The organism is Dapis hubbardiae BLCC-M172, assembly GCF_050016015.1.
Taxonomy (GTDB): Bacteria; Cyanobacteriota; Cyanobacteriia; order Cyanobacteriales; family Microcoleaceae; genus Trichodesmium.
The window spans coordinates 24,915-43,569 of the sequence record NZ_JBNHEQ010000210.1 but is presented as its reverse complement, the minus strand read 5'-3'; the positions used below and the strand labels follow the sequence as shown (position 1 = coordinate 43,569).

Sequence of the window (18,655 nt, the reverse complement as noted above, 5' to 3'; positions counted from 1 at the left end):
TTGTCCGAGATACACTGCTACGGACAAGTCCAAAGTCATCTCTGAGGTTTGTGTAGCATGACATGCTCTCAGAAAGTCCCGATCTAGGAGGCTAACTAATGACTGATATTGGTGCAGACTTCCTACAAGGTCTAACTGTCGATGTAAAATTTTGTCAAAAATCAGAATATTTTTTAGAAAAATGTAAAAATAGATACAGAAATAAAAATACTTTTTGTTAATGAAAATAACTTTACAATAGGGTCTGAGGATATGAAACTAAATAATGACTATCCAAATAATCGACAAGACCTTCCCACTATTAATACGATCTTTGGGGAAGAGGTGGAGAAATATAGAGGACAACATAGAGGTCAAGGATGGAATTATCCTTACCCTAGACATATCCCCATACATGGGCATCCTCCTAAAAAGATGTTTTGCACTGTCAACTATTCCTTAGGTAAGGAGAAGCAAACTGTTTCTTTTCTTCAAGCAAAAAACAATGTAGCTCAGGTTCACAAAATAAATCTATGTAATATTTTGGAACGCCGATGTTTAATAGCTAAGGCGAAAGGAGATGAAAAGTTATTGTCTTTATTAAAAGATGAATGGCAGTATATATCTTGTGGATAAATTCAATAATTAATAATTAACAATTAATAATTAATAATTACCTCTTCTTGAAAAGAAGAAGATTGGTTAAAAGGGAATTTTCTTCTTCTCTTGGTCGATTGGATATGGCGTTTTGCTCGGCAAACGACCGCTTTTTTCTCCTTTAAAGGAGAGGCTTTAAACCCTTATTTTTCAGTAAGAATATTGTGGAAGTTATCCCCAAATAATCTTAAATACTATCTCCAGCATGATAGGAACTACGAACTAAAGGACCAGAACGAACATGAGAAAAGCCCATTTGTTTAGCGATCGCCCCTAGCTGGTCAAACTCTTCTGGTGTCCAATATTTTTGCACGGGCAAATGTGCTAGGGAAGGTCGCATATACTGGCCTAAAGTTATGCGATCGCATCCTACTCTTCTCAAATCTGCCATTGCTTCTACTACTTCAGTTTCTGTTTCTCCATGTCCCAACATTAACCCAGACTTAGTGGGAATACTCGGATTTAACTCCTTAACAATTCGCAATACATCAAGCGATCGCTCATATTTTGCCCCACGACGGACAGGGCCTTGCAAACTTCGTACCGTTTCAATATTATGGTTATAACAAGCAGGATCAGCATTCACAACAACTTCAATCCGTCTTCTTTGCCTTTCAGCTAAAGAAACAGCCAACTTATCAACACCCACTCCATCTTGACCACCCCAAAAATCAGCAGTCAAGACCTCAATTTTCGCCTCTGGGGTCTGCTCTCTAATAGCTGTCATTGTTGCCACAAACCAACTAGCACCACCATCTGGCAAATCATCCCTAGCCACAGAAGTCAGTACCACATATTCCAAACCCAATAGATAAACAGCTTCAGCTACTTTTTCCGGTTCCTTTGGGTCTAAGGGCATTGGAGCGTGACCCTTATCCACTTGACAAAATGCACAAGACCTGGTGCAAGTAGGACCCATCAACAAAAAAGTAGCAGTCTTTTGGGCATAACATTCACCTCTATTAGGACAGCGACCTTCCTCACAAATTGTATGGAGCTGACGCTGCTTGATAATTTTCTGTACAGTAGAAATATCACTAGCTTTTCCCAAAGAGGGACGTAGCCACTTTGGCATACTCTGAATTTCGGCTTTCATATCTACTTGATTGAGCATTTTTTTGTAGCCTTCACATTTTTCCGATGTTGCGCTTGGACCCTCGTGGGATATCCCTAAGCCTCACGACTTAGGTTTTCTGCTTCTAGCACACCTACCTCAAAGGTAATTCCTTTTTCCGCTTTTGCGGTAGCTCTACAGACTGGTAGTGCTAGTCCAGGAGCCTGATGAAGAATAACACATTATTGTCAGAAGGGCAATATTGATTTGTCTGGGCTGATGAGGATCTACTGAAAAACAGCGCAGGTCTTCGACCAAGGTTATGATTAAAAATAAACAATAATATAGCAGTCGCCAGGGTGATTAGGAAATTATTGCTTATCTCAAATTTCGTCGGTACTACGAATTTAACTTCTGACTTCTTAATTCTGACTTCTGACTTCAGCTATAACTTTGTGGGTTTCTATATTTAGAACAGGTGAATATTAAAGCCAAGATTTAGCTATACTTATGGCTGACTATAAGAATATAGATAAGCTTAATTTGAAAACACCAACTCATCACTGGAGGGGCAAGTTGTGGCAGGACACAAAATTTTAGTTATTGATGATAGTAAAGTCATTAGAGTAAGAGTCCAAGAAATGCTTCCTCAAGGAAACTTTACTGTTATAGAAGCAAAGGACGGCCAAGAGGGACTGAAATTTATTGTTAAGGAGCGCCCTAACCTGATTATGTTGGATTTTCTGCTACCTAAAGTTACTGGTTGGCAGGTATTTCAAAAAATTCAATCCGACTCTAAACTAAAAAAGATTCCCTTGGTACTAATGTCAGGTCGAAAAGAAGAGGTAACAGATAAAATTCCTGAACCTTTTGATAAACATTATTTTGCTTTTCTAGAAAAACCTTTTGAGAAAAAAGAATTAACTGCAGCTATTAAGTCTGCTTTTGATTTGGCCAAAAAACGTCCTACCGATCAGCAAGTTGACGTTGCTGCTTCGGGAGGTAGTTCTAACGACATTCAGGCATTACAAGCTCAAGTTAAGAAAATGGAAGCTGAAATTGCGGCATTGAAAAAACAAATGACTCAACTTGTGACTATTGTCAAACAAAAGTTGAAGTAGTGAAATTAGACATTAAGTATTGGTTATTAATTACTCTAATATTTTTTCTCCAGAGAGCAGTCTAGTAGAAGTCCAGTGGGTTGTGTTAGGTTCTTACTAAAAAATATTGTTGAACTGTCAAAAATTACATTGTGCCGTAACGCACTTTTGAGTAGTTTGTAATGGACATCTCTGATAATAAAAAATTAAATCAATTATTGCACATACAGCATATTTCGGACAAATGAAGTACAATTTTGAATGGTCATTTCAGTTATCAGTTATCAGTTATCAGTTATCAGTTATCAGTGAACCTCCAACTTAAAGTCGGAGGCTTGAAATACTGAGTTAAATATTTTTTTCATCCCCTTAAAAGGGGAGGCGCATACCCTCATTTTTTGGTAAAATTATTGTAGTGTGGGCATCTTACCCGCGATAGGCGTAGCTCATAACAACGGGAAGCGCTGTAAATAATCAATTCTTTCCCTTTACTCCCTACTCCCTCTTTTCTGGATAGGTCTAATGGACTGATACAACTAAAGTGGTGCGTTACGATGAATTGCTAAATACTTTGTCACAGCTTAAATTGTAGCCATCTAACGCACCCTACTGGACTGACACACCTTAAATGGTGCAATAGATGTAGGTTGGGTTGAGGAACCGAAACCCAACAAAAATTTTGCTCCCCTACTCCCTTACTCCCCCACTCCCCTACTCCCTAATGCACTAAATTAGTTGTGTCGGTCTACTACTGGACTGTTTCATCTAAAATGGTGCAATAGAAAATGCAGGATGGGGTGATGGGGTGATGGGGTGATCGCAAAAAAAGCTCATGCACGCTCATTAGCTGAAACAGTCCACTACACTTATTGCACCATTTTAGATCGAGACTTACGCAAAATATGAAAATATATACCATCTGCAGAGGTGAATGGCAACCCCCCTACTAGATATGGTGGTTATGCGTAAGTCTTGTATATGTGTCAGTCTACTACAACAATGAATTTAAGCTTTTGTAGTAATATTGAATTCTGGCTCAATTAATAAAGCCTTTATCTACAGTAAAAGCAATAGCTATAGCCGATAGCTGATGGCTGAATGCTTACAAGAAAAATAAATTATGGTACTAAATTCAGAATTTCTCGCTCAACTCAAAACTTCTACCCCTCGACTACTGAATTTACTCGCAGGTTTTTCTCAAGTTGAGGTATTAGTAGTGGGAGATTTAACCTTGGATGAATTTATGACTGGTCAAGTTGAGCGCATTTCTCGTGAAGCACCAGTATTAATTCTGCGTCACGAAACTACAGAGCGAGTACCTGGAGGTGGAGCTAATGCGGTTTATAATTTTGCTAAGTTGGGTGCTAAAGTTAAGGTTGTTGGTTTGTTAGGAAAAGATGAGCAGGGTATTGCACTGCGTCATATTTTTGAAACTGCTGGGGTTGATACTACTGGAATTTTAGTTGACTCTAACCGTCCCACAGTGACTAAAACTAGAATCTCAGGTCATGCTCGTCAGTCTGTAACTCAACAAATTGTTAGGATAGATCGAAAATCTGATGATTTGCCAGAAGTTGATTTGCAACTGCAACTGGCGGAGTCTATTCGGCAGCAAGTTGGTACAGTAGATGCAGTAGTTTGTTCAGACTATGGAGATGGTGTTCTAACAACACCCGTTATAGAAGCAGTTATATCTCATTCTCAAAAAACTATTGTAGATACTCAGAAAGATTTACAACGTTACAAGACTGCAACTCTATTTACTCCTAATCTTCCTGAAGCGGAGAAAGCTGTGGGATATGCTATTACTAATTTTGATACTCTTTATCAGGCAGGGTGTGACTTGTTGCGGTTAACAGATGCAGAGCAAATTTTAATTACTCGTGGTGAGGAAGGAATGACTTTGTTCGATCGCATCAGTAGTTCAAGTGCTAGTCTAAATGCACCCCCTCCTTCTTTTACTATTTCTGATACTGATGATGTTGCCATATATTGTTGGCATATTCCTGCTTTTAACCGGACTGATGTTTTTGATGTTACTGGTGCTGGTGATACAGTTGTAGCTGCTTTAACTTTAGCTTTGGGTGCTGGTGCTTCTACTTGGGAGGCTGTAGTTTTGGGAAATTTGGCTGCTAGTCTGGTGGTGCGTAAATTTGGAACGGCAACTACAACAGTGGATGAACTTAGGAAGGCTTTGGAAGCATTGGTAAGTTAGGTCTAGGAGCAAATATAGTGAAGAGACAAACCTTATATTTCTCTCAACTACTAGACTGATATCAAATCTGAATAATTACTATACCCAAGTCGTCAACAACTGGAATGGAGTGGAAGCAAGCAATCTCAAGGGTTGCGCGAGATTGCTTCCCTTTGGTTACTGCCTACGACTTTTCAAGCTGAATTCTGACTCCTTTGTCAAAAACCCGCACCTTTGCCAAGATACCAAATGGCTTCTATATTTAGGTCAACTTTTTGCACCTACTGAACCGACACAGCTAATTTTGTGCATTAGGGCGGGTTTATGTAAATCTTAGGTAAACATTAAAATTCTAGCTAAAACCCGCCCCTACTATTGCATCATTTTATCTGTGTCAGTCCACTAAATTATTACCGAATTATTAATAATTCGGTAATAATTCTGGTTTAAAGCCTCCCCTTTTAAGGGAAAAAAATAAATCATATTTCCTGATCTTCAATCAAGAACGGTTTTAACCAGAGGTAATTATCAATTATCAATTATCAATTATCAATTATCAATTATCAATTAATGAACTCAGCTATTAGTTTGTTCTTTGAGCTTAACAATTAATCCTAACCCACCAACAGCTAGAATGCCAAGAATAGTTCCAGGTTCAGGAACTGAAGTCTGAGTAATAGAAGAATCTTGATAAGTGTAACCTCCTGCTCGTCCGACTTCACCTATAAAAGTGAATTTTGAAGCATTTCTCTGTAGAGTGTATCTGGGAGCATCAAAAGCAATACCAAAATCAACCGATAAATCCCAATCTGAGGGAGAAGAAAGGTCAAAACTGATAGTAGGTATTAAATCAGGACCTAAACCTCCGTCCAATGTCAAACCAGATTCTAAATCTAATTCCAATCCATCAACGCTAATTTGCCAATCTTCTAGAGTTCCATCTTCTGAAAAAAGGACAAAACCTGAATAGTCAGTGTCTTCAGGTGAGAAATTTGTCAGTAAAGGACTAACTTGAGTTCGGGTGAAATTTCCTTCAAACTCTTGTCTAATTGATTGAGCATTAGCTGTAGGTGAAAAAACTAAGCCGACAACAGACATTCCTAGAGCTACTCCAGCAGGTAGCTTTTGTAATAAAGTTTTAATCATAGTTTATACAATCTTAATTTATTAGGTTTTCTTTAAAATAAATATTAGTTGATATTCTTCAACTGGGCAACAAATATATAATTTTGATGTAAAATATAAGATTTAATTATTTAAACGACGTATATTTAACTCAAAGTAGTTCTGTATCTGAGTTATAAACAAAGAATTAAAAATGAATTATTTTCCTGAAGAACTCTATAATAACCTACCTTGTGGATATCATTTCCTAGATAAAAATGGGATATTTATTCGCATTAACGATACTGAACTCCAAATGTTGGGATATAGCCGCGAAGAAGTTTTAGGGCGGAAATTTTCTGACTTTATTACTCCTGAAAGCTTACCAAATTTTCAGAAGAATTTCTTGATTTTGAAACAGGGAGGTTGGATTAACGATATCGAATTTCAAATGCGCTGTAAAGATAGCTCCATTCTACCCATAAGTTTGAGTGCAACAGCTATTAAAGACGAAGCAGGGAACTACCTAATGAGTCACTCAGTAGTTATTAACATTAGTAAACGTAAACAAGCAGAATTAACCTTAAGTGAGTCAGAAGCAAAATATCGTAAACTGTTCAATTCAATTGACCAAGGGGTGATTTTCTGCGACGTGATTTTTGACAAAAATGACCACCCTGTTGACATTATTTATGTAGAGGCAAATACTACTGCTAGTAAGATGAATGGCCAAAAACTCCCCGGTCGATGGACGAGTGATATCATTCCAGATTTTGAACATGATTGGTTTGAAGTCTTTGCTCATGTCGCTCTCACTGGTAAAGCGGTTCGCATGGAATTACCAGATACCGACCTTAACACATGGTATGAATTCTACATCTTTAGACCAGACTACGATCGCAAAAAAAGAGTAGCATTGATTTACAAAGATATCACCGAACGCAAGCAAGTAGAACAAGAACGGGAGCGCTTTCTAGCAATTGGTTTGGATTTACAAGTGATAGCAGGTAATAAAGGATATTTCTATTGGGTTAGCCCAACTTGTGAGCAAATACTCGGCTGGGCAGCAGAGGAAATGATATCTTGTCCATGGACTGAGTTTATTCACCCTGAAGATATCAAGGCAACTATCACAGAAGCCGAAGATTTGTTTGCTGGCAAGATAACTCTCAACTTTGAAAACCGCTATCGACACAAAAATGGTTCCTACCGCTGGTTGTTGTGGAGAGCATCTCCATCCCCTAAAGAGCAGATATTATATGGTACTGCTGTTGATATTACTGAACGCAAAGAAGCAGAGTTAAGACTTCAGCAGCAAATAGCAAGACAGCATCTGATCACTGAAATCACTGAAGCAATGTACCAAAGCTTTGATATTGAGAAAATATTACAATTTGCTGTGGAGGGGGTGCGACAGTTACTACAAACTGAACGGGTGATTGTCTTTCGCTTTGACCCAGACTGGTCAGGTATAGTAGTTGCCGAATCAGTGGCTTCTGGTTGGACTTCTATTTTGAACTCAAGGATTATCGATCCCTGTTTTACGGAAAATTATGTCGAACCCTATCGCCGGGGTCGAGTATATATGAATAGTGATTTTATTGCTTCTGATGTTGAGTCATGCCACAAAGAGCTAATGGCGAACTTCCAGGTAAGAGCGAATTTAGTGGTGCCTATATTAGAAAGAGAAAATTTGTGGGGTTTAGCGATCGCTCATCATTGCTCTGCTCCTCGACAATGGCAAACTGAAGAAGTTGAACTATTGCAACAATTAGCAACCCATTTAGGAATTGCTATCCAAAAGTCGGAACTATATCAAAAAAATGCCGAACAAGCAGCCTTAATTGATATTGCTAGCGATGCGATATTTGTTCGGGATTTGTCGAACAGGATTTTATTCTGGAGTCAGGGAGCAGAACGCCTGTATGGTTGGAAGGAAGAAGAGGTGATCGATCGAGTAGTCCAGGAGTTATTTTATGCAGAATCCTTAGCTGAACAGGAAACTGCGCTGAAGATTACCCTTAAGCAAGGTAATTGGAATGGAGAACTCAAACAACTTACTAAAAAAGGTCAGGAAATCATCGTAGAAAGTCGCTGGACATTAATGCGCGATCGACAGGGTAATCCCCAATCAATTTTGATGGTCAATACCGATATTACTGAGAAAAAAGAATTAAGCCAGCAACTACTACACGCTCAACGTCTAGAAAATATAGGAACTTTAGCGGGGGGTATTGCCCACGACCTTAATAATATTTTGACTCCTATTTTGGGCTTCGCTCAACTTTTGCCGTTAAAGATTCCTAATCTAGATGAATCAAGTTTGAAACTTCTGAAAATCATTAGAAATAATGCCCAGCGTGGTGCTGATATTATCAAGCAAGTGTTGTTGTTTTCGCGGGAAATCGAATCGCAATGGGAATTGGTAAATTTAGCTCAAGTGTTAGAAGAAGTTGTTAACTTAATGAGAAGAACTTTTCCCAAATTGATTGTTATTGAAAATTATATTTCACCTAACTTGTGGCAGGTTCATGGAGATTCAACTCAACTACATCAGGTATTTATGAATCTCTGCGTCAATGCCCGGGATGCTATGCCCGATGGTGGTAAGTTAATCATCTCTGCTGAAAATCTTAGTTTAGATCGGCAATATTCTTGCACCAGTTTAAATATAGAAGTCGGCAATTATCTTTTGATTACCTTAACTGATACGGGAATAGGTATTCCTCCAGACATAATTGACCGCATTTTCGATCCTTTTTTTACAACTAAAAAACCCGGTCAGGGGACGGGATTAGGTTTGTCTACGGTCATAGGTATTGTCAAAAATCATGGTGGTACTATTCAGGTTGAGAGCGATCGCCGTTCTGGTACTCAATTTAAGATTTATCTGCCTGCATCAACAGAAATAGAAGCAACTGAAACTATAACTGTGGAGACTATACCTTGGGGTCAAGGAGAATTAATTTTAGTTGTCGATGATGAAACTCCAATTAGAGAAATTACTAAAGCTACTTTAGAAGCTCACAACTACCGAGTTATTACTGCTAATGATGGTATTGATGCGATCGCTGTTTATGCTCAACATATCCAGGATATTGAGGTAGTATTGATGGATATAATCATGCCCGAAATGGATGGTTTCACTGCTATGCGTGCCTTGAAAAAAATTAATCCCAATGTCAAACTAATTGCTACCAGTGGACTAACAACACAAGAGAAGATTTCCGCAGCAAAATTAATTGGGACTAAATCTTTTCTGCCCAAACCATACACAGCAGAAAAGTTATTGTTGAATTTACATGAAATTATTTCCTGCGATTAAGTAATTAAAAAGTTTTCCCTTTACTGTTAGAAAAAATATTTATTCAATTAAGCGTCTTTGGTTAGATTGTCTGATATTTGAATTAATATCATGTCCGGTAGCATCGGTATTGCAAGTGAGGAGGTAAGGAAGAAGGCTCATATTATCTAGGAGAGAAGGAATAAGAAAAGGAAAAACCTTACATAAGGTAAATATTTCCCCAACTTTTACACGCTCCTATACCAGCGAACATGATATAAAATATCCTGCAATTAAAATGATAATTGTAAATATCAAATCTGGTAGTATTTTTCTTCTAAAAAAGTCTAAAAATAGGCTTTATGCTAAGATTTTGTATTTTCGGATATCTAAGATTTTTCCCAGTTTATTATATTATTAAAAAAAATATAGCAATTCCCAAGAAGCGTGAGGTACAAAATTCGTTTGTTTTAGGGAACAGGGAATAGGGAATAGGGAACAGGGAACAGGTATGGAGGGAACAGGGAATAGGGAATGAGGAATCAGGAATAGAAAAGAAATTAAAGAGCTTGTGTACCTCATAAGCTTGAGAAACGCTATAACTTTATGAATAATAAGGATATTAGAATTCGGAAGTAGTGAAGTGTGATAATTGATAACTAACACTCCCTCCTCCCTATTCTCTATTCCCTTATTTCTGATAAGAGTGTTTTGCTAATCAACTAAGGCATGAATCAGAATATCTGTAAGAGATTTTTGCTTAATTTCATACCATAATTTTGTATCTACAATATCACATTTTGCACCAGCATCAACAAGATGATCGTCCAGGTAAGTCAGATGTTCTTTTGTAATTGGGTCTTCTCCTATCTGTAAAAAACTAATTCCTAATTCATAACTATTTTCTGTACCTGGAATTAAATCAATTTTTTCAGTGGCATTCATAATTAGATCGATTAATAATTCTTGCTCGTCAGATATTTTGTCTACTAATACTAAGATAATATCTCCATTTTTAGTTTGCTTTGCATCTCTACGCTGAAAATAGTCATCAATAGCATCTTGTAAACTACTTACTAAATCGATTGTTTCGGGAGGATTTTTGAGTTGAAATAGTTGGGCTAATTTTATGACTTCTGTGTTTGTATGCTTTATAAAAGGATTAGATGCAAAGTACACTGTAATTCCATCATGATCTAATAATTGACAATATTTTGCTAAATCAATGATTTTTGTTTGTGCTGCCACCCAATGTTCATAATACTTATAGGAAGAAGACCAGCTTTCAGGACTTCTGGCAAAAATAAATGTGTAGTCTCTATTTTTCAGTAATGAATTGTTATCAAACATATACTTTCTACCTAGAATTTTAGTTAGGAACAATTAGCTTTTTGTACTATGATCAAAATAGTAGCAACCTGAATTGATATATGTCTATTAAATTAATCTGAAATTACATCAAATAGGGAGTAGTTATCATGAATAGGAATGGGAACAAGTAGTGATATCAAATCCGGTTAATTGCATATATAATCTGGTTATACGATCTATGTTTATAATTCTATCTATACTTCAATCTCCCCAGACTCCCCAGACTCCCCAGACTCCCCAGACTCCCCACACGCCCCATCTCCCTAACTAGGTATTAATACTGTTGCTGCATAGCGATTTGGAGATAGGTATTTTGCTGCTAAATTGAGTAATTGTTTTGGTTGAAATGCTGCTATTTTTTTTGGATAAGTTATTGCTAACTCTGGGTTAGCTATAGTAAAATAATAGCCATAAAGACCTGCTAATTGTCCAGGACTTTCGGTGGAAAAAGCATAATCATTACATAATAAACGTTTACATCGAGCTAGTTCTACTTCAGAAATCTCCAAAGTCAATAACTCATCAAGGCGATCGCCAATCCTCGCTTCTACTTCTGGAATATCTTTTGGTTCTAGCATAGCGCTAATTGTAAACAAACTTGAGTCTTGCTGTAAGGAAAAATTACTACCAATTCCTTGTACCAAAGCTAAATCTTCTCGCAATTCTCTGACTAACCTAGAACTTCTTCCCTCCGCCAAAAGCACTGACAGCAAATCTAACCCATAAGCATCATCTAATTCTTCTACTCCTGGTCCGATCCAAGCCATTGTCAGGCAACCTTGTTCTAATCTAGGTAAATGTATTTCCTGACGACGAACTTTAGTTATTAATGCTTCCCCTTCTATTTCAACTTGCGGACAGTCAGAACATTTTGGCAAAAATTGTTCAAAAGCTGTACTAACTAATTCTATGACTTGTGTTTGCTCTACTCCCCCAACAACTACCACTGCCATATTTTCTGGTTGATAGTGATAACGATGGAAACAACGCATTTCATTCACTTCTCGCTCTCTTAACAGTGCTTCTGTTCCCATCACTGAACGTCCATAAGGATGAAGTTGGTAAACATTTTCCATTAATGCTTGAAAACCTAGATCATCTGGAGAGTCTTGTGACTGGCGAATTTCTTCAAGTACAACTTCTCGTTCTCTGGCAAATTCTGATTCTGGTATGGAAGCTCGCAATAACAATTCTGCCAGTGCTGGTACTATTTCTTCTATATATTTAGCTGCAGTGGTAATAAAAAAGTGAGCATAGTCGTGGCTAGTAGCTGCATTTGCTATTCCACCACGGTTTTCAATTATTTGATCAAATATACCAGGACCTAATTTTTCTGTTCCCTTAAAAATCATGTGTTCTAGGAAATGGGCCATACCTGACCAGCGATCTGGTTCTTGCCTAGCGCCTGCTCTTACCCAAACATCTACGACCACTACCGGAGTGGCTGGAATATATTGATGAATAACTGTTAGACGATTATCTAGCTTTACTATATGAGCTGGAAATTTAGGACTAGAAGTTGCTATAGACAATTGTTTTAATAAAAAAATTTAGTCTAGTATTTCCATATATATTTTAAAGGTTTCTCATTGGGCAATTTGTAAAATTTAATACTAATATCATGTCGGGTTAAATAGTTATAAATAAGGACCGAGGAGTCAGGAGTCAGGAGGAAAGAATAGGGAATTTTAAGTTATAAGGAGGAGAAAGCTTTTTTATCACTAATTATCCGGACATAATATAATCTCAAATCTGCTTACTTTGGCAAATAAAGTTCTAAAAAAGGCAAAAACTCCCATTTTGGTAGGTGTTTGGAGACTAAACCCCTACGGGGCGTGAATTGTACCGATACTACCTAATTTGATATAATATTGTGTCTCTTTGAATACCTACTGGACTGTTTCATCTAAAATGGTGCATTAGGGAGTAGGGGAGTGGGGGAGTAAGGTAGGGACGTTGCATAAGGGCGTCCCTACGGGAGAAAGACTGTTGTTTGGTTTCGTCCCTCAACCCAACCTACATCTATTGCACCATTTAAGGTGTGTCAGTCTACTACAAGAAAAATTTTACAGCGGTTTTCATTTTAGTAGACCACAGTAGGGACGTTGAATACAACGTCCCTACAAGGTTTTGGTTATAGCGATGTAGTTCATCAATTTGAAAAGCGCTGTAGGGAACAGGAAATAGGAGCAGGGGAAAATTTGCAGAATTGCTTATTGCTGAAAGCTTGAAAAAAAAGCGTAGTCAAATCTCAAATAATGATTGACTACGCTGAATTTTAAATAAATATTAGATTCAACTGCCTTAGTTTTACTTCTAAGTGCAGTTACAAAATGTTTTATTAGAACTCTGAACTACCCACGATAATACTATCACGACGGACATTACCTATGTTAACCGCTGTGAGATTATCCCCTCCAAAAGTGCTAATAAAGATTGGTTCATTTGGACCAGGAACAGTTTGAACAAAAATTGCTGCCTGATCTGAATTTAGCTCTTGCCGAACTGTATAAGTAGCATCTGCTAAGTTTGAGAAGCCATAGCTACCGTTAGCATCACTGGTAACAAATAGTTCATTCGCATCTCGAACAGAGTTGTTATTCTGATCCAAGTAAACAACAATACCACCAATACCAGGTTCAGTACCATCTAAGAAGCCGTTGCCATTGAGGTCTTCAAAAGTTACCCCACCTATACTACCAGTACCTGTAGGTGGTAAAGGTTGTACGGGTGGTATTGGTTGTGGGTTAGCACTATTACCAAAGTTGACAAAGTTAGCATCATCTCCTGCAAATAGGGTAACAGTTGGGTCTTGAGTAGTTTGGAATAGACCTGGTGGTGGCACCTGTCGAACTGTATAAGTACCAGGTGGTAAATCTGTAAAGTCGTATACTCCCAATGAATCTGTAACAGTCTCGCGTTCCTCATTGTCAAGGATTAAGTTACCGTTGCGGTCAAGGAATACAGTAACACCAGGAATACCATTATCTCCTGGATCTATCTGACCATTACCATCAATATCGTTGAAAACAATACCACCGAGATCAACAACAGGAAGCACAGCAGGTGGCAGATTTGTTGGATCGTTGGCAAAGTTAACAAAGTCAGCGTTATCCCCTGCTGCCAGAGTGATTATTACAGGTTGTGGAGTCGTAGAGTCAGTGAAACCAGGGAATGGTTCCTGACGAACAATATAAGTTCCTGGATCTATCTCAGGGATATCATAGCGACCAAATTGGTCTGTCAAAGAAAATCGTTCGTCATCATCTCGTTCCCCGTTTTCGTTAGCATCTATGTAGATAATAGCATTAGGCAATGGTCGGTCACCATCTAGTGGTTCTGCCTGACCATCTCCGTTATCATCTATAAATGCAATACCAGAAATATTAGCACGGCCAATAGGAGGAAGTACGGGAGATTGACCGAAATCAACTACTAGGTTAGAGTTCTCAAACTCGTCAATAGTAATTGTCAGATCCGTTAGAGTTGTAGGAATAAAGCCTTGTGAAGTTGCAGTTGGATCATTCGGATCTGTAATAACATCTCGCGGAATAATTCGTAGCGTGTAAGTACCTGGCAACAGACCAACAATTGCATATTCTCCGTTTGTGTCTGTGAAAGTATTAGGTTCTTCTAAGCCATCAAAACGGCCATTGTTGTTGATATCAACATAGATTTGGAAACCAGGAACACCCCTTTCTACAAATTCATCAGGATCAAGGACACCATTGCCATTAGTATCGCCAAAGTCTTGGATACCATTACTGTTAAAGTCTTCAAATACAGTTCCAGTAATTAGAGTTTGCGGTTGGTTCCCAAAGTTGTAAACGGTACTGAGACCATCACCAACAGTTATCAAAGCTGTTGGAGTTGTCTGAGTAAAGCCTGTGCGCAGAATTTGTAGAAGCTGATACGAACCTGAATCTACATCAGATACATCTAAACCAAAACTACCACCAGGACCACTAATTTGATTTGGTTCAAAGCCTTGTATCTGACCATCTGCTTTTGTGTCTAGGAATACTTCAACACCAGGTAAACCAACTTCCCCTAGTAGAGGTTCAAATAGTCCGTTACCGTTGTTGTCAGCAAATACAATACCACTAACAGTATCTTCCTGTGGCGATCTGACATTCACACCGAAGTCAATATCAAATACACTTTGACCAAAGGGAAGATTAATTGGCTCTGTTGAGATATTGGGATCTGCTGCTGGTGGCACCTCACCAATAAAAACAGTAACAACTGGACGAGTGCTTGTTCGGAACAAGTTTTCTTGGCGAACAACATCAACTGTGTAAATACCAGGAAGTACACCGTTAAATGTATAACGACCATCAGGGTCTGTGAACGTTTCAGGTTCGTCTATATCGAGTCTACCATCGCCATCTATGTCTTCCCCTTCATCTAGTACCCCGTTAAGATTGAGGTCTTCATTGCTATCTAGTTCTCCATCACGATCTATATCTAGGAAAACTTGAGCTGTAGGAATGCCTGGTTCAGTGAAGGTTATCCCATCAATTATACCGTTATTGTTGAGGTCTTCGGTTGGGTCTAGTATTCCATCATTGTTGATATCTTCACTGCTGCCAGTAGTATCTCGTACCCCATTGTTATTCTCATCAGTAAAGATGAAACCACTAATAACAGTGTTCGGGTCAAAGATGCTGGTATCACCAAAGTTGTAGACAACCGTCTGACCAGGAACAACGGGAACTAAAGGAGTAGGAGTAGTGTTAACAAAGCCTGCTGGTGGTGTTTCCCGAACTCTGTAGTTCCCTGGTCGCAATGTAAAACTATAGAACCCATTAGGATCTGTGCGGGTAACTGGTTCATTGGCTTCTGCGAAACCGTTATTATTGAGGTCTACAAAAATTTCGACATCTATTAGTCTTGGTTCATCAGGACCGGCTAAACCATCAGCATTGCGATCGTCAAATTTAACGCCAGCAATTGTACCCCTGGCCTCTGTATCTGGGATAACTGAAGGAGGTGTTACTGTTGCATCAGGTTGGTTTCCAATATTGACGAAATCAATATTGTCACCGTCAGCTAAGTTAATTATTGGATCTGGAGTAATTTGGGTGAAACCTGCTTGTTGAACTTCCCTGACTGGATAAGTATCAGGTGGTAAATTCTCAAAGCTATAGCGACCATCTGCATCAGTAATAGATGTTGGTTCACCCGTGTCTAGAACTCTATTGTCATCAAGGTCTAGATAAATAGTGAATCCAGGAAGACCAGATTCATCAGGATCTATTGCATTGTTACCATTGATATCATTAAATTTAGTACCAGCAATTCGGCCTGTTCCTGTTAATTGGCTAGCAGTTCTAGTTTCATCTGTTGCTTCTGGAGCTGGTTCTGGTTCTGGCGCTGGTTCTATAGGTTGCTCTGGTTCTATAGGTTGCTCTGGTTCTGGCGCTGGTTCTAAAGGTTGCTCTGGCACTGGTTCTAAAGGTTGCTCTGGCGCTGGTTCTAAAGGTTGCTCTGGAACTGGTTCTATAGGTTGCTCTGGTTCTGGCTCTGGAGTTGGTGGAGCGATCACAGCATTACCCACATTCAATACAAGACGCGGATCACCTTGTAGAACATTAATAGGTTGAGTTAAAGTAATTTCCTGATCTGGAGTAGTTTTGACAAAACCCGGTTGAGGTATTTCCCGTAAAAAGTAAGTTCCTAGTGGAAGATTATTAAAGCTAAAGTCACCATTAACATTTGATATTGAAGCTGGTTCTTCAGGGTCTAGTATATTGTCTCCATCAAGGTCTAAGTAGAGAGTAAAGTTAGCTAAACCAGGTTCTCCTGGATCTAAGACTCCATTGGAATTGAAATCGTTAAATTTATTACCGATTAAATCACCCTGTAGGAAGGGAGTGTCAGGAACTTGACCGATATTAACAAAGTTTGCATCTTCCCCACTGGTAACAACAATTACTGGATCTGGTGTTGTTAGGGTAAAACCAGGTTGAGGTACTACTCTGACAACATATTCATCTGGAGGTAGAGTATTAAAGCTGTAGAAACCTCGATCGTTAGTAATTCTGAAAGGTTCCTCTTGATCAAAGATACCATTTTCATTGAGGTCTAAATAAACAGTAAAGTTTGATAGACCTATATCTCCATCTGATATACCTATATTTTGTAAAATATCTGGTACAACTAGATCTGTTAGATCAATGGCTCCATTACCATTGTTATCTAAGAAAACAATACCTGAGATTGCATTAACTTCAGCATTACCAAAGTTAACACCAAACAAGGTTTCCCCATCTGGTATATCAACAGTCCGAGATTGGGTTGTTACATTAAATCCCAGTTGTTCTTCCGCTTCCCGAATAGTGACTAGGCGGTTTGCTGGTAAATTAGCTAAGAAGTAACTGCCATTTGCGCTAGTAATATCGAATGGTTCACCAACATCTAGAATCTCATTACTATTAAGGTCTGCATAGATAGTAAAGTTTGGTAGACCAGGCTCATTAGGGTCTAAGATGCCATTAGCATTTGCATCGAGATATTTAACTCCTTCAACATTACCTGTACCACCAGGAGTAACTATACCAATATCTTCAACCACAGTTGGTGGTAAATCTTCTGTACCAGTGAAAATAATTACTGGGTTAGGAGTTGTTCTTGCTTCGTCTAAGTCTCGTACAACATCAACGTTGAATAGACCAGGTGTTACTTCTATGAATGAGTAAAAACCAAATTCATCAGTTATACTGACAACTTCCCCTTCATCTAGAATGCCATTTCTGTTTCCGTCAAGAAATACTTCGCCACCAGAAATTCCAGGTTCATCAGAGTCACGAATACCATCAATGTCTAAGTCTTCAAATAATACACCACTGATGTTACCTGTACCTGGGCCAGTTATCGCGTTACCGAATGGAAAATCTGAAACAGTAGGCTGGTCTATGTTCAAGGTAACAAATACAGGATCTGGGATAGTTTGCTGGAAACCTGGCTGCGGAATTTCCCGAATACTGTAAGTTGAATTCAGCGGTAGATTGGTAAAAGCAAATTCACCATCATCTCCACTTATTGATGAGGGTTCTTCAGGGTCTAACTGATTATTATTATTTTGATCTAAGTAGATAGTAAATCCAGGTAAACCTGGTTCTGCGGGATCGCGAAAGCCGTTACGGTTAAGGTCATTGTACTTGACACCAAAAATGCTACCAAGGCCAGGTGGTGGTGGTGGTGGAACAGGGCCACCTACTTTACTACCAAAATTGATCCTGATATCTCTGACCATATCCGCATTGACTACAGGTACTGGGATTGGTTCTTGTATAACAGTTGAAACAGTACCAGGAGGGGGAATTTGTCTGAGTGGATATTCACCATCTAGTAATCCTAAGAAGCTATAGGCACCATCTGGACGACTAACTGAAAATAATTCACTAGGATTTTGCAGACCATCATTATTTTGATCCACAAAAACTGTAACACCGGATATTGTTTGGTCTTCTGAATCAAAGACCCCATCACCATCTACATCATTAAATGTGACACCTACTATATTGCCAGCCCCGCCAAGTTGGGCGGCTTGTCTTTCATCACTCACGTTCTAACTCCTCCACCAAAAAATCTATAGTTAATAGTGATTTGTATTTAACTAATGGCTAAAAACCACCAAATCAAGAATACAGATATACATTAAATCAATATGATGCTTATCACCCATGACGAGTAAAGCTAAAGCGCAGACGCTGAGGATTATATCAGGTTGATAAGAATGTGACAATTAGATTGGAAAATATACTAGAATAATTTAATCTTAAGGCCATAAGCAAAATTTAACTATTCAATTTAGTAAGATTAAGCACCCCCCTATTTAATGGGTGGGTGCTATCTGGTGTCGGGACGTTGCTTATCCCTGACAAGTTCCTATTCCAGAGAAAATTTAT

At 38.5% G+C, this 18,655-nt stretch carries 10 protein-coding genes; 5 read left to right on the top strand and 5 right to left on the bottom strand.

What is annotated here, in order from left to right:
- The first annotated feature begins 98 nt into the window (after nt 1-98).
- Both ACP6PK_RS19245 and ACP6PK_RS19240 read left to right on the top strand, forming a co-directional pair.
- The gene (locus tag ACP6PK_RS19245; RefSeq protein WP_426561794.1) at nt 99-221 is read left to right on the top strand and encodes a hypothetical protein; all 123 of its coding nucleotides are present in this window, start codon (nt 99-101) and stop codon (nt 219-221) included.
- Between the two features lie 31 nt (nt 222-252).
- Nucleotides 253-615 (top strand): hypothetical protein, encoded by a 363-nt coding sequence (locus ACP6PK_RS19240; RefSeq protein WP_094673324.1) that lies wholly within the window; start codon nt 253-255, stop codon nt 613-615.
- Between the two features lie 208 nt (nt 616-823).
- On the opposite strand, the gene lipA is transcribed toward ACP6PK_RS19240, so the two are convergent.
- Entirely contained in the window at nt 824-1,750 is a 927-nt protein-coding gene (lipA, locus tag ACP6PK_RS19235; RefSeq protein WP_426561791.1) for a lipoyl synthase, read from the bottom strand.
- A 518-nt stretch (nt 1,751-2,268) separates the two neighbouring features.
- On the opposite strand from lipA, the gene ACP6PK_RS19230 reads away from it, so the two are divergent.
- Both ACP6PK_RS19230 and ACP6PK_RS19225 read left to right on the top strand, forming a co-directional pair.
- Entirely contained in the window at nt 2,269-2,811 is a 543-nt protein-coding gene (locus tag ACP6PK_RS19230) for a response regulator (protein WP_426561789.1), read from the top strand.
- Between the two features lie 1,099 nt (nt 2,812-3,910).
- The gene (locus ACP6PK_RS19225; RefSeq protein ID WP_426561787.1) at nt 3,911-5,005 is read left to right on the top strand and encodes a bifunctional heptose 7-phosphate kinase/heptose 1-phosphate adenyltransferase; all 1,095 of its coding nucleotides are present in this window, start codon (nt 3,911-3,913) and stop codon (nt 5,003-5,005) included.
- Between the two features lie 555 nt (nt 5,006-5,560).
- Here ACP6PK_RS19225 and ACP6PK_RS19220 read toward each other — a convergent pair.
- On the bottom strand, nt 5,561-6,130 hold the full coding sequence (locus ACP6PK_RS19220; protein WP_426561785.1) for a PEP-CTERM sorting domain-containing protein: 570 nt from the start codon (nt 6,128-6,130) through the stop codon (nt 5,561-5,563).
- Nucleotides 6,131-6,302: 172 nt separating this feature from the next.
- Here ACP6PK_RS19220 and ACP6PK_RS19215 point away from each other — a divergent pair, with 172 nt between their 5' ends.
- Nucleotides 6,303-9,413: a hybrid sensor histidine kinase/response regulator gene (locus ACP6PK_RS19215; RefSeq protein WP_426561783.1), complete on the top strand. Its 3,111-nt coding sequence runs from the start codon at nt 6,303-6,305 to the stop codon at nt 9,411-9,413.
- Nucleotides 9,414-10,085: 672 nt separating this feature from the next.
- On the opposite strand, the gene ACP6PK_RS19210 is transcribed toward ACP6PK_RS19215, so the two are convergent.
- The 3 genes from ACP6PK_RS19210 to ACP6PK_RS19200 all read right to left on the bottom strand — a co-directional run bounded on the left by ACP6PK_RS19210 (nt 10,086) and on the right by ACP6PK_RS19200 (nt 18,312).
- Nucleotides 10,086-10,721 carry a vWA domain-containing protein gene (locus ACP6PK_RS19210; RefSeq protein ID WP_426561781.1) on the bottom strand — a complete coding sequence of 212 codons (636 nt, stop codon included), beginning with the start codon at nt 10,719-10,721 and terminating at the stop codon, nt 10,086-10,088.
- A gap of 284 nt (nt 10,722-11,005) precedes the next feature.
- Nucleotides 11,006-12,274 (bottom strand): M16 family metallopeptidase, encoded by a 1,269-nt coding sequence (locus ACP6PK_RS19205; RefSeq protein ID WP_426561779.1) that lies wholly within the window; start codon nt 12,272-12,274, stop codon nt 11,006-11,008.
- An 809-nt stretch (nt 12,275-13,083) separates the two neighbouring features.
- Nucleotides 13,084-18,312 (bottom strand): SdrD B-like domain-containing protein, encoded by a 5,229-nt coding sequence (locus tag ACP6PK_RS19200; RefSeq protein ID WP_426561777.1) that lies wholly within the window; start codon nt 18,310-18,312, stop codon nt 13,084-13,086.
- Nucleotides 18,313-18,655 lie beyond the last annotated feature (343 nt).

What these genes read in the sequence shown, in the direction of transcription:
- ACP6PK_RS19245 (WP_426561794.1), top strand. Translation starts at nt 99, where the DNA reads ATGACTGATATTGGTGCAGACTTCCTACAAGGTCTAACTGTCGATGTA.
- ACP6PK_RS19240 (WP_094673324.1), top strand. Translation starts at nt 253, where the DNA reads ATGAAACTAAATAATGACTATCCAAATAATCGACAAGACCTTCCCACT.
- lipA (WP_426561791.1), bottom strand. Translation starts at nt 1,750, where the DNA reads ATGCTCAATCAAGTAGATATGAAAGCCGAAATTCAGAGTATGCCAAAG.
- ACP6PK_RS19225 (WP_426561787.1), top strand. Translation starts at nt 3,911, where the DNA reads ATGGTACTAAATTCAGAATTTCTCGCTCAACTCAAAACTTCTACCCCT.
- ACP6PK_RS19220 (WP_426561785.1), bottom strand. Translation starts at nt 6,130, where the DNA reads ATGATTAAAACTTTATTACAAAAGCTACCTGCTGGAGTAGCTCTAGGA.
- ACP6PK_RS19215 (WP_426561783.1), top strand. Translation starts at nt 6,303, where the DNA reads ATGAATTATTTTCCTGAAGAACTCTATAATAACCTACCTTGTGGATAT.
- ACP6PK_RS19210 (WP_426561781.1), bottom strand. Translation starts at nt 10,721, where the DNA reads ATGTTTGATAACAATTCATTACTGAAAAATAGAGACTACACATTTATT.